At 56.7% G+C, this 12556-nt stretch carries 15 protein-coding genes; 3 read left to right on the top strand and 12 right to left on the bottom strand.

Annotation, left to right across the window (positions count from 1 at the left end; genetic code table 11):
- Window positions 1-110: 110 nt before the first annotated feature.
- Together AAC636_RS03850 and argF are read left to right on the top strand one after the other, a co-directional pair.
- Window positions 111-1289, top strand: coding sequence for an aspartate aminotransferase family protein (locus AAC636_RS03850; protein WP_340300468.1), 1179 nt, complete (start codon window positions 111-113; stop codon window positions 1287-1289).
- Window positions 1290-1316: 27 nt separating this feature from the next.
- Window positions 1317-2243 (top strand): ornithine carbamoyltransferase, encoded by a 927-nt coding sequence (argF, locus tag AAC636_RS03845; protein WP_340300467.1) that lies wholly within the window; start codon window positions 1317-1319, stop codon window positions 2241-2243.
- On the opposite strand, the gene AAC636_RS03840 is transcribed toward argF, so the two are convergent.
- Window positions 2240-3037 carry an ABC transporter permease gene (locus tag AAC636_RS03840; RefSeq protein ID WP_340252481.1) on the bottom strand — a complete coding sequence of 266 codons (798 nt, stop codon included), beginning with the start codon at window positions 3035-3037 and terminating at the stop codon, window positions 2240-2242. The genes argF and AAC636_RS03840 overlap by 4 nt on opposite strands.
- Before the next feature lie 266 nt (window positions 3038-3303).
- Here AAC636_RS03840 and AAC636_RS03835 point away from each other — a divergent pair, with 266 nt between their 5' ends.
- The gene (locus AAC636_RS03835; protein ID WP_340300466.1) at window positions 3304-3942 is read left to right on the top strand and encodes a GcrA family cell cycle regulator; all 639 of its coding nucleotides are present in this window, start codon (window positions 3304-3306) and stop codon (window positions 3940-3942) included.
- Here the strand turns inward: AAC636_RS03835 and mnmH are convergent.
- The 11 genes from mnmH to AAC636_RS03780 form a co-directional block, all read right to left on the bottom strand.
- Entirely contained in the window at window positions 3939-4982 is a 1044-nt protein-coding gene (gene mnmH / locus AAC636_RS03830; protein WP_340300465.1) for a tRNA 2-selenouridine(34) synthase MnmH, read from the bottom strand. The two genes, AAC636_RS03835 and mnmH, sit on opposite strands and share 4 nt — an antisense overlap.
- Complete coding sequence (locus AAC636_RS03825) at window positions 4979-6265, bottom strand: glycerate kinase type-2 family protein (RefSeq protein ID WP_340300464.1); 1287 nt, start codon at window positions 6263-6265, stop codon at window positions 4979-4981. Before AAC636_RS03825 ends, mnmH begins: the two co-directional genes overlap by 4 nt.
- 3 nt (window positions 6266-6268) lie before the next feature.
- Complete coding sequence (locus tag AAC636_RS03820; RefSeq protein ID WP_340252489.1) at window positions 6269-7153, bottom strand: NAD(P)-dependent oxidoreductase; 885 nt, start codon at window positions 7151-7153, stop codon at window positions 6269-6271.
- 71 nt (window positions 7154-7224) lie between these two features.
- Complete coding sequence (locus tag AAC636_RS03815) at window positions 7225-8718, bottom strand: TRAP transporter large permease (protein WP_340300463.1); 1494 nt, start codon at window positions 8716-8718, stop codon at window positions 7225-7227.
- Window positions 8711-9256 (bottom strand): TRAP transporter small permease, encoded by a 546-nt coding sequence (locus AAC636_RS03810; protein ID WP_340300462.1) that lies wholly within the window; start codon window positions 9254-9256, stop codon window positions 8711-8713. Before AAC636_RS03810 ends, AAC636_RS03815 begins: the two co-directional genes overlap by 8 nt.
- 27 nt (window positions 9257-9283) lie before the next feature.
- Window positions 9284-10354 (bottom strand): TRAP transporter substrate-binding protein, encoded by a 1071-nt coding sequence (locus AAC636_RS03805; protein ID WP_445322535.1) that lies wholly within the window; start codon window positions 10352-10354, stop codon window positions 9284-9286.
- Window positions 10355-10548: 194 nt separating this feature from the next.
- Window positions 10549-10902: a hypothetical protein gene (locus AAC636_RS03800; RefSeq protein WP_340300461.1), complete on the bottom strand. Its 354-nt coding sequence runs from the start codon at window positions 10900-10902 to the stop codon at window positions 10549-10551.
- A gap of 322 nt (window positions 10903-11224) precedes the next feature.
- Complete coding sequence (locus AAC636_RS03795; RefSeq protein WP_340261629.1) at window positions 11225-11353, bottom strand: hypothetical protein; 129 nt, start codon at window positions 11351-11353, stop codon at window positions 11225-11227.
- Between the two features lie 71 nt (window positions 11354-11424).
- A complete protein-coding gene (locus AAC636_RS03790) occupies window positions 11425-11865 on the bottom strand; it encodes a YqaA family protein (RefSeq protein ID WP_317656329.1) in 441 nt (146 codons plus the stop codon).
- Window positions 11862-12275, bottom strand: a complete 414-nt coding sequence (locus AAC636_RS03785) for a VOC family protein (RefSeq protein WP_317656331.1) — start codon at window positions 12273-12275, stop codon at window positions 11862-11864. The genes AAC636_RS03790 and AAC636_RS03785 overlap by 4 nt, the downstream gene beginning before the upstream one ends.
- 70 nt (window positions 12276-12345) lie before the next feature.
- Window positions 12346-12510, bottom strand: a complete 165-nt coding sequence (locus tag AAC636_RS03780; RefSeq protein WP_340300460.1) for a hypothetical protein — start codon at window positions 12508-12510, stop codon at window positions 12346-12348.
- Between the last annotated feature and the right edge of the window lie 46 nt (window positions 12511-12556).

The following is a 12556-nucleotide window of genomic DNA, read 5'->3' as shown; positions in this document are numbered from 1 at the left end:
TATGGTGCGTTTTTTGTCCCGCTGCCCTTGCGCAGCAGCTTTTTCCTCTGTTCAATCCCGACTTTCACAAAACCGCTGATGACGCGGTCAACCACAAGGATTTCCGAGCGATGACTTCCTCGATTCTTCCAACCTATAACCGTACCCCGCTTTCCTTCATGAAGGGTGAAGGCGCTTGGCTGGTCGAGGCAGATGGTCGCCGATTTTTGGACATGACGGCGGGCATTGCGGTCAACGCGCTTGGTCATGCCCATCCCAAATTGGTGCAGGCGCTCAGCGACCAAGCACACAAACTGTGGCACGTCTCCAATCTCTACACGATCCCTGAACAGGAGCGGCTTGGTGATCTGTTGACCGAACATACATTCGCAGATCGGGTCTTTTTCACAAATTCAGGCACCGAGAGCGCCGAGTTGGCGATCAAGATGGCGCGCAAATATCATGCTGAAAAAGGCGCGGCGCATCGTGTCGAGATTGTCGCCTTTGAGGGCGCGTTTCACGGCCGCTCAACCGGTGCAATTGCAGCGGCAGGGTCTGAGAAGATGGTCAAGGGCTTTGGCCCGTTAATGCCAAATTTCACGCATTTGAAATGGGGCGACCACGCCGCGCTTGAAGCGGCCATCACAGATCAAACCTGCGCCGTCATCATCGAGCCCATCCAAGGCGAAGGCGGGATTCGTCCCGTGCCTGAGCAATGCCTAAAAGGTCTGCGTGATCTGTGCGACAAGACAGGCACGGTGCTGATCTTTGATGAAGTGCAATGTGGCATGGGCCGCACGGGGCGGCTGTTCGCCCATGAATGGGCAGGCGTAACCCCTGACATCATGATGGTCGCCAAGGGCATTGGCGGCGGCTTTCCACTGGGTGCGGTTCTCGCCACCGAAGACGCGGGCAGCGGCATGGTTGCAGGCAGCCACGGGTCAACCTATGGCGGCAATCCTTTGGCCTGTGCGGTTGGCACCGCAGTTATGGAGGCCATGCTAGAAGATGGATTTTTTGATCATGTCTCGCGGGTCAGCGGTGTGTTGCGTCAGGGCTTGGAGGGTTTGATCGCACAATTCCCCAACCATCTCGAGGAGGTGCGCGGCAAGGGTCTGATGCTCGGTCTGAAGTGCAAAATCAGCAACCTTGATCTTGTGCGCGCCGCGCAAACGCAATTGATGCTCAGCGTGCCTGCCGCGGATAATGTGGTGCGCCTCCTGCCTCCCCTCACCTTGACCGCAAACGAAGCGCAAGAGGCAGTGTCGCGCCTGTCACATGCGCTTGAATCCCTTGACGCAGGCGCGTGATCGCTGCCGCGAATGAAAGAAAAAACAATGAACCATTTTCTCGATATCCATAAAACAACGCCAAGCGATTTACGGGCTATGATTGATCAGGCGGCCGCGATGAAACAAGCACGGGCAGGCCGGCCCAAAGGGGCAGCCGATGACGCGCAGCCGCTTGCGGGGCATATGGTGGCGCTGATCTTTGAAAAACCCTCGACCCGCACCCGCGTTTCTTTCGATGTGGGCGTGCGCCAGATGGGCGGCCAATCCATGGTACTTTCTGGCAGCGAAATGCAGCTTGGCCATGGCGAAACCATCGCAGATACGGCGCGGGTGTTGTCTCGCTATGTTGATCTGATCATGATCCGCACCTTCGACGAGGATGTGCTGTTGGAATTGGCAGAGAATGCCACCGTGCCTGTCATCAACGGGCTGACCAACCGCACCCACCCTTGCCAGATCATGGCCGATATCCTGACCTATGAGGAACATCGCGGGCCGATTGCAGGCAAAAAAGTGGTCTGGTCGGGAGACGGAAACAATGTCTGCGCCTCAATGATCCATGCCGCAGGGCAGTTTGGGTTCGACCTGACTTTTACGGGCCCCGAAACCCTTGATCCTGAGCGCGTCTTCATCGAAGAAGCCCGCGCCAAAGGCTCGAAAATCGAAATTGTGCGCGATCCTGCGCGTGCCGTGGAGGGGGCAGATTTGGTTGTGACAGATACATGGGTGTCGATGCATGACAGCCAAACCACCAAGGAACGCCGCCACAACCAATTGCGCCCCTATCAGATCAATGCCGCGCTGATGGCACAGGCCAAGGAAGATGCATTATTCATGCATTGCCTTCCCGCGCATCGCGGCGAAGAGGTCACCAATGAGGTGATGGATGGCCCACAATCCGTGATCTTTGACGAGGCCGAAAACCGCCTGCACGCCCAAAAAGCCGTGATGCGGTGGTGTCTTGGTCTTTAACTCTTGAGGCGATAGCCTGAACGGAACATCGCCCAAGCCGCAAAGGCAATGGCAACCGTGGCGCCACCTGCGACAGCGAGCCCCAAAACGGGGCTGCTGTCCGACACGCCCAAGACTGAATAGCGCAAACCATCAATCAGATAGAAAACTGGGTTAACGTGGCTCACCACATAAAGCCAATTGGGCAGGCCCTCGATCGAATAGAATGTGCCTGAAAGAAAGCTCAGCGGGGTCACAATGAAATTTGTGATCGCGGCAATCTGATCGAATTTCTGCGCGATGATCCCCGCGACAACGCCGACAAGACCCAAAAACCCCGCGCCAAGGATCACAAAGACAAGCGCCCAAAGGGGATGCGCAACCCCAAGCCCGATGAAGGGAAAAATCACCGCCATCGTGCAAAGCGCCACCAAAATCCCGCGCGCGATACCGCCCGCCATATACCCCACAACCAATTCAAGCGGGCTCAAGGGCGGCATCAATGTATCAACAATATTGCCCTGCACCTTTGAAATCACGAGGGAGGAGGACGTGTTGGCAAAGGCGTTTTGGATGACTGTCATCATCAATATCCCCGGCGCAATGAAATGCACAAACGGCACCCCCATCACATCCCCGCGTTTTGCACCAATGGCGAGCGAGAAAATCGCAATGAACAAGGCGGCAGTCACCAAAGGCGCGAGAATTGTTTGGCTCCACACAGTGGCAAAGCGCATCACCTCGCGCCAGATCAAGGTATAAAGACCCAACCAATTCATCCGACCAAATCGGCGCGCGCCCATTTCTGCTGACATTGCCTGCTCTCCGCCCTTTATCGATGCCCCAACAGGTAGAGCAGCCCCTGCCGCATCTCAACCCCCCATGCTTTGACAAGGTCAGCCGCCGCCTTGACCCTTTCGCCACCGCTTCGCCTCTTGTCTTGGCGAGTGGGACAGTTAGAATAGGGCTTCACTTTCGGGTGTAAAACGCCCATATCCCTATCTTTATGACTGGCGCGATTGCGCTGTGTAAGGATGGGCCGCAAGGGCCACAAAGCCATATCTGATGCAGGAGGGACGTGATGTCCTGGACCGATGAGCGCGTAGAGCTACTCAAGAAAATGTGGGCCGAAGGGCAATCCGCAAGCCAAATCGCTAAAGAGTTGGGCGGGGTGACGCGCAACGCCGTCATCGGCAAAGTGCATCGCTTGGGTTTGTCGAACCGCTCGACCACCACCCCTGCAAGCACGGCCAAAGCGCCCAAAGAGACGAAGGCCCCTGCCGAGCCAAACGCCGCAACGGCGCGCGCCAATGCAAAGCGCGACTCAACCGCTGAGACGAAACCAAGCCCCAAGCCGCGCCCCGCAGCAGAAGCCAAGCCCGCGACAGAAGCCCCTGCCACAGCCCCTGTGCCACGCGCGAATAATGTCACGCCTTTGCGCAAACCGATTGTTCCCGCAGGTCAACCATTGCCACCGCAGCCTTCGGCAAATGAAATCAGCCCCGAGGCCTTGGCCAAGGTGAAAGAAGTGGAAAACCACGCCAAGCGGATCAGCCTGATGGAATTGACCGAGCGCACCTGCAAATGGCCCATTGGCGACCCCGCCACAGAGAATTTTTATTTCTGCGGCCTGCCTGTGCAACAGGGTAAACCCTATTGCGAGGCCCATGTTGGCGTTGCCTTCCAACCCATGAGCACCAGACGCGACCGCCGCCGTTAAAGCGCGGCTGCGATCTCATCCACGATTTGGGCTATCTCTGCGGGGCCAAGGCTGCCTTTTGTGATGCGCATCATCTGCGACCCCTCTGCCTCTGTGCTGCGCAAGCGCGCATAGGCAGGGTCATAATGATGCTTTATCAACTCAAGCGCCAAATCAGGCCACGCCCCTTGGCGGATCATATCGTGCCACTGATCAAGGCGTTCGTTGCTTTGCAGCCCGCGCAAATGCTCAAGTCGCGCGGCAAATTCCGCCTGATCTGCGGTTAAATCTGCATAGGCTTTGGCCAGATAGGTGGCGCGGGCAGCAGGGCTGATATCTAGCATGATACGCGGGCTGTCGCGCATCGCGACCCACAGCATGGGCGGTATCCGCAACATGCCGATGCGCGCAGACTCTGCCTCAACCAGAACGGGGCGGGACGGGTCAAAGCGACCCAGTTTTGCGGCAATCGCAGATTCATATGCTTTTTGGCTCGGCTGCACCCCTGCCATTTGACCCAAGCTCGAACCGCGGTGGCGCGCCATGCCTTCAAGATCCAACACCTGCACCTCGCGCGCATCAAGGCGGTTCAAGATTTCCGTCTTGGCGCTGCCCGTATCGCCATCAAGGCGAATGATCCGCAGCCCCAAAGGCTGTTCGTAAAGCCGTGCCACGATCAATCTGCGATAGGCGCAATAGCCGCCCTCAACCACTTCTGCCCGCCATCCGATTTGGCGCAATATGGTTGCGAAAGAATTGGATCTCTGCCCCCCACGCCAACAATAAACCAAGGGACGCCATGCGCCGTCATGATGGGACAGTTGGGTTTCAATGTGATACGCCGCGTTCCGCGCAACTAAGGCCGCCCCGATCTTGCGCGCGGCAAAGGGGCTGTCTTGTTTGTAAACCGTGCCAACCCGCGCGCGCTCCTCATCGGACAGCACGGGGCAACTGATGGCATTGGGCATATGATCTTCTGCAAATTCAGATGGGCTGCGCACATCCAAAATCGCGTCAAAGTCGGCAAGGGCCTTAAAATTCAGGCCATCAAGGGCAATCATGGCGCAGCATCCGCAGGGATCAGGATGGCCCGAAAATCATTCACGTTGGTATGGGTTGGGCCAGTGGTGACAACACCATCTGCCATCTCAAAAAACTGCAATGCATCATGGGCCGCAAGAAAGGCGCGTTTATCGAGTTCTGCGCCTTGGCGGGCCACGCGCGGAGACCAGATCGCGCCTGCATTGGTGCCTGCCCCATCTATCCCATCCGTATCACAGGCCAAAGCATAAACCCCTTGGGGCGCATGGGTGGCAAAGGACAAAAGAAACTCGGAATTGCGGCCACCCCGCCCAGGCTTGGCCTGCCCAATGGTGACGGTGGTTTCCCCGCCCGACAAAAGCAACACAGGCGCCGAAAATGGTGCGCCGTGACGCAAGATGGATTGCGTGATCCCTGCCATGGCTTGGCCCAAATCGCGCGCTTCCCCCTCCAAAGCGTCACCCAAGATCACCACGCTCAGATCAGACCAAAGCGCCTTCGCACGCGACTGCGCGGCGCGTAACGACGCCATGGGCGTTGCAATCATATGGGTCTGTGCGGCCCCGAATACAGGGTGATCCGCGGACGGCATGCCCTGCCCTGACCCAAGGCGCGCCGATACGCTTGGCGGCAGATCAAGGGCGTAACGCCCCACAATGGCGCGCGCCTCATCTATGGTTGACGGGTCGGGGACAGTCGGCCCCGATGCAATAATCGCGGGGTCATCGCCTGGCACATCCGAGATCAAGAGGGTCACCACCTGCGCGGGATGGGCCGCCACAGCCAAATGGCCGCCTTTGATCGCAGAGAGGTGCTTTCGCAAAATATTCATTTGCGAAATGGACGCGCCCGAGCGCAAAAGCGCGCGATGCACCGCTTGCTTATCAGCAAGACTAACCCCTTGGGCAGGGGCGGCCAAAAGCGCCGATCCCCCACCAGAGATGAGAAACAGCGCGAGATCATCCGCGCCTAAGCCTTGCGCCAGTTCAAGCAGACGCACCGCCGTGGCTTCACTGGCCGCGTCAGGCACGGGGTGGGCGGTTTCCACCACCTCGATCCCCTGCAAAGGCAGGCTTGCGCCATGGGGCACGGCAATCAGCCCCTCGCATGGCCCCCATGCGGCCTCAACCGCCTGCGCCATCCGCGCTGTGGCCTTCCCCGCCCCCATAACCACCACGCGGCCCTTTGGGCGCCGAGGCAAATAGGGAGCAAGAATTGTGCGCGGATCAACGGCGGCAATCGCCGCGTCAAAGATATCCCGCAAAAACCCCTCAAGATCCGTGGGGGCCGCCGACTGTTCCATGCGTTAGATATCCATATCATGCAATTTGCGGAAGCGTTGGATCAGGCTAGACGTATCCCAACGCCCGCCCCCCAAAGCCTGCACATCGCCGTAATATTGATCCACCATGGCGGTCACAGGCAGTGAAATGCCCAATTCCTTGGCCTGCCCCAAGGCAATGGCGAGGTCTTTGCGCATCCAATCCACCGCAAAGCCGTGATTGAACTTATTGTCCACCATTGTCTCGGCGCGATTGGCCAATTGCCATGACCCGCCCGCCCCTTGCGACACAAGGGCGGCCACTTTTTTCGCATCAAGACCTGCCTGCATCGCGAAGAACAGCCCTTCAGAAACGGCTTGAATGGCGCCTGCGATACAGACTTGATTGATCATTTTGGTGATTTGGCCATTGCCCAATTCCCCGAAATGGACTGTCGCCTTGGAATAGGCGGCAACGATGCTCTCTGCACGGGCGAAATCGGCATCCGCACCACCGCACATGATGGCAAGTTGTCCATTTTCTGCGCCTGCCTGCCCCCCTGAGACGGGGGCATCAACCCAACCCACACCAGATGCGGCTGCGGTTGCGCCAAGCTCACGCGTGACAATCGCGGAAACTGTCGTGTGATCCACGTAAAGCGCGCCCTTGGCCATACCTGCCAAAGCGCCCTTATCCCCAAGCACAACGGCCCGCAAATCATCGTCATTGCCCACGCAAGACAAAACCACATCCGCGCCCTCGGCGGCAGCGCGCGGGGTGGTAGCGAAGCCGCCCCCATACTCCGCCGCCCATTTCTCTGCCTTGGCGGTGGTGCGGTTATAGACTGTCACCTCGTGACCCGCTTTTTGCAGATGGCCCGCCATCGGATAGCCCATCACGCCCAAGCCCAAAAATGCAAGTTTTGCCATTGCTGTCTCTCTCCCTGCCGAAGTTTTTCAGATTTCTGCTATCCTAGCCCGCAGCGCGGCACGAGCAAGGCTTAGATCAGCCAGATCAAAGTGATCGCAGGAAAGGCCACCAATAAGGCCACGCGCAACAGATCACTGGTGACAAAATAAAGAACCGCCCGATAGGTGGCCGAGACAGGCGTGTCGCGATCCATTGCGGAAATCACAAAGAGGTTCATCCCAACAGGTGGCGTAATCAACCCTGTTTCCACCACAATCAGCACAAGGATGCCGAACCAAATAGCCACCAATTCTACCTCCATCCGCGCGACACGCGCCTCTGTCAAATTGATCCCCAATGCCCGCGCCGTATCTTGGGCAAGGGGGAGGCCTGCCTCCAAGGCGGCCCGCGCCTCGGCCAATTGATCCGCTGCAAAGCCAGAGAGATCACCGCGCAGAACCTCGGCCACAGCCTCAAGCTGTAGCGTAGTGAGATCCAACAGGCCAAAATCAAGGGATAAGATGACAGGGAAAAAAATCGGTATCGTGAGAAGGATCATCGACAAGCTGTCCATGACGCAGCCAAACAGCAGGTAAAGGCACAAGATCAGCAAGAGGATCACATAGGGGTTCCATCCCAGCCCCCCAACCCATTCGGCCAAGCCTTGCGGCACTTGGGTGAGGGCAAGAAACCCATTGAAATAGGCAGCGCCTAGAATGATGAAAAATATCATCGCGGTCGAACTTGCCGTTTGCAGCAGGCTTTGCGCGAGGGTTTCGCGCGTCAAACCGCCCTGCGCCCAAGCCACACCACCCGCCCCAAGCGCGCCGATTGCAGCGCCCTCGGTGGGGGTGAAAATGCCCCCATAAATGCCGCCCACCACCACCAAAAACACCGCCAACACAGGCCAAGTTGCGCGCAAAGCCCGCACGCGCATCGCCCAAGGGACACGCGGGCTCAGCCTGCCTTCCTGAGGGTGGCGGCGCATATAAATCGCAATGGCCGCCATATACCCAAGGGCCGCCAAAACCCCAGGGATCAGCGCGGCGGCGAAAAGCTTAGCGATATTTTGTTCCGTCAGGATCGCATAAATCACCAAAACGATGGAGGGGGGGATCAAAATGCCCAAGGTGCCCCCTGCCGCCAATGTGGCGGTGGCAAGCCCCCCCGAATAGCCCTTGACGCGCAGTTCGGGCAAGGCAACCCGCCCCATCGTGGCCGCTGTGGCCAGGGAGGAACCGCAAATGGCCCCAAAGCCCGCACAGGCCCCAATCGCAGCCATCGCCACCCCACCCCGCCGATGCCCTAAGAAAGAGGCCGCCGCATCAAAAAGCGCACGGCTCATTCCACCCAAAGTGGCGAAATGGCCCATCAATAGAAACATCGGGATGATGGAGAGCGCATAATTTGAGAATGTCGTGTAGCTTTCACTGCGCAGTCGCCCTAAGGCCAAACTGGCGTCCCCCTGCACGGCAGACAGGCCCAAAAAGCCAACCCCAAACATTGCCAACCCAATCGGGATGCGCAGAAAAATCAGCGCAAGCAAGGTCGGAAAAGACAGGATGCCGATCCAAAGATCACTCATCTTGCGACCCTTGCCCAAATTGGCGCATCGCTAGATAGAGCGCGACTATGGTCGCCACCCAAGCCGCAATGACAGCCGCCGCTTGCGGCATCCATACGGGAATGGCGAGGATGAACGAGGTCTGACCTGATTGATATTTTGACCATGTTCCCACTGACAACATGGCCGCCATGACGGCAAATGCCGTGGCAAATCCCCATGCGCTCAAGTGATTACTTCCCCTCTTTACGCTGCGGGGCAGATAGGGGGTCAAAAGTTCAACCCGTGCATGCGCCCGCTGCAAAGACGCAAGGGGCATGAAGGCGAAAATAACAAATCCTAGGGCCGCTTCGACCAATTCAAAATCACCACGAATAGCCCCAAGACCCAGATCAATCAGCGCTTGTGCGAAAGGCAGACTATCACGCAGGCCATGAGCAAGGTCGCTAGAGGCGCGCCCAAAAACGGACAAGCCCACCATCACAATCACAGCGCATAAAACAATGCCCCCCACGAGGGCCATTACAATCGCCACGCGATGAAAGAACCTGTCCAACATGGGGCGCATATCCCCTTCCACTTGGGCTTAGGGGTTTGCGGCCTCATATTCGGCCATCAAGGCGCGCGCCTCATCAATCAGAGCCGCGCCATCACGCCCCTGCGCCGCCATATCGGCCACCCATGCCTCGTATACAGGCGCGGCAAGATCGCGCCATTGGGATGCATCCGCCTCTGGGATCGTGATGATTTCATTTCCCAAATCCACGGCAATATCGCGTGCAGGCGCATCTGCGGCTTGCTGTGTGCGTCCCGCAAAAACGGAGAACTCTAGCCCTGAATTTGCGTCAATGACCGCCTTCAGATCATTGGGCAGCCCCGCGTAAACATCCTTATTCATCGCCATAACAAAGGTGAGGTTATAGACGGCAGGCCCTTCGAATTCGGTGTGATAAGAGATCAACTCAGCCACGCGCACAGAGGATGTAACCTCCCACGGGAAGGTCGCACCATCAATCACGCCGCGCGAAAGAGCCTCGGGAACAGCGGGGGCAGGCATACCAACTGGTTCGGCCCCCAATTGCTCTAGCAGTTGGTTCACAAGTCGCGAGCCACCACGGATTTTCATCCCCTCAAGGTCACTGGGCACTGAAATGGGCGCATTGGCGTGGAACACGCCCGGGCCATGCACCCAAGTCCCCAAAACATGGTAATCGGCGAATTCACCTTGCGCCATGTGCCGCTCGAACATCGTCCAATAGGCGTATGAGGCCGCTGCCGCATCTTCGACCATGAAGGGCAGCTCAAAAACCTCAGTGGTGGGGAAGCGGCCGGGCGTATAGCCTACCACAGTCCAAACAATATCCGCCACACCACCGCGGAGTTGGTCAATCAATTCAGGCGACGTGCCGCCAAGCTGCATAGATGGATAGCGTTCAATCTCAATCCGACCGCCAGAGGCCGCTTCGACATTATCGGCCCAGACATCCAAAATCTGCGCAGGAACAACGGATTGTGCGGGCAAGAATTGGTGAAGTCGTAACGTCACCTCTTGCGCATGAGACATAGAGGGGAGCGCAGCAAAGCCAACGGCCGCCGCTATCAAGCTGCGCCGTATCAACCCAGTGAGTTTATTTGAAAGTCCTGAAAAAGAGGTCATCACCAACCATCCCCCAAAATGATAGCCCAAGGTTCATATCCGCAAGATAGGCACGGCCAATTGCGTTTGCTATCACGCTGATAAACCCTGCCATGGGGCATGTGAAAGACCTATTTCGCCAATCTGCGCCCTCAATGCTGCGACACTGCGCCTACCAAAGGCGACTTGCGGCGCAGTTCAGGGCGCGTTTTGGCTTAGGCTTGCTCTTTCATCAAGCGAGTGCGCAGCGCAAAATAGTTCTCGACCTCTGCCTTCAGGCTGTTGGACAAGGTCAGGGTTTTGCGGCTTTTCTTGGCACCAAATTGCACCTCCAAGGCGCCATTCGAAATTTGCGCGCGCAGAAAATTGGAGAGCGTCAATCGGGTCACACTGCCCGTTTTGCACATGTCGATATAGTCGTTGATGCCATAGCTTTCATCGCCATCTAGGACATAGATATTGCACAGCAATTCCCAATGCGCTGGCGAACGCATGAAACCTTTCAAAACTGGAAATCGGCTTGTTTCGGCCAATAGATTAAGATCGACCAGCGCCATCTGCTTTGACATCAAACTACCCTCACCAACTAACATACGAAACCAAAACGCCGCCCCAAACTACTAAATGGGCAGCGCTGCTTAAGACGAGCCTATAAAATTACTACCTATCATAAAAGAACAAAATGATAATTTTTTTGATTTGCCTAATTTCCGCTTTTAACCATCAAAACGAAAACGGCGTATGGGGCGACTTTCCCACCCCATACGCCGTCACGCGCCCCGTCTTTTTCGTTCGATGTCCTTGATTGCGCGCTTAAATAACGCCCATGCTCAAAGTGGCACGCAGATCAGTCTCTTTCTCAACCCCCAAACCGTTTGAGTGCCGCGCGGATCACTTGGCGTCTTTTTCGGCCTGACGCTTTTGCCAAGCATCTTTCTTTTCGAGATATTCTTCTTCGGTCAGATTATGCCAACCCACACATTTACCCGTTGGCGAACGTCCGCATCCACAATCACTCATTATTTTTTCCTCGGCTTTGATCTGTGTAAGGGGGGAGATAGAGAGAGAATGCCCGCTGGAAACCCCCAATCTCAAAAGAAATGCACAGCACCCAAAACAGTGGTCGCCAAAACGATATATCGACCAAATTTGGCGATGCTGACAACCAATACAAACCGCCAAAGAGGCTCGCGCATCACCCCTGCGGCAAGCGTAATCGGATCACCGATAATTGGCACCCATGAGGCCAAAAGGCTGATCCAACCCCAACGCTGATAGCGGTCCTGCGCGCGGGCCAAATTCGCGCGGGATATCGGAAACCAGCGTTTATCGGCTTGTGTTTCAGCCACGCGCCCCAAACCCCAATTAACACAAGAGCCCAAAACATTGCCAATCCCAGCGACCAAGACCAACAGCCAGACGGGATAGGTCTGGCCAAGGATTAGACCAACCAAGACCGCCTCAGATTGCGCGGGGATTAGGCTTGCCGCAAGGAAAGCCGCCCCAAAAAGAAGCCACAGACCCCCCATCATACAGCTTGGTGCACCTCGATCACATTGCCCTCGGGATCATGGAAAAAGACCTGATGCCATTCTTTCGCAAAGGCAGTGCCGTAATCGGAATAGGGAATGTTATGTTGGTCAAGCAGCGCCATAAAGGCTGCAATGTCATCTGTGCGAAAGGCAATATGCCCGCGTTCGACAGGGTTGATCACCTCGCCATTGCGAAAGGCGACAGACAAATCCTTTGTGGCAAGATGCATCTGCATCTGCCCATCCGTGGCAAAACGAATTTTACCATCATACCCGCTTTGCGAAGTTGCCTCAGGGCGCGGGAAAGATTGGATTGGGATGTCGTCCAACCCCAAAACACCCGTGTAGAACGCGTGCAACCGATCCACATCTTCGGAGACGAAATTGATATGGTGAAATTCTAGCTTCATGCTGCGGGCCTTTGTTGTCGAAGATATGTGCCCCGACTATAGGCGCAAAGACCCTACAAATGCCAAGGGCTTAATCCGCCGCCACATAGGCGCGCAAAGCAGCGCGCAACCCTTGCGACCAAATCAAAGTCAACCAATCGCAAAATGCTGTCTGCCACCGCTTGCTACGCTCACGCCGATACACGCGGATTTCGCCGTCCAGTATCAAATGTGTATCATCGCGCAGTTGCCGCATATTGAACTCCTTGCTCAACAATATGGCTCACTACTCCAATATGTCT

Source organism: Roseobacter sp. HKCCD5988 (assembly GCF_037830355.1).
Classification (GTDB): Bacteria; Pseudomonadota; Alphaproteobacteria; order Rhodobacterales; family Rhodobacteraceae; genus M30B80.
This window is presented reverse-complemented; position numbering and strand designations above follow the sequence as displayed.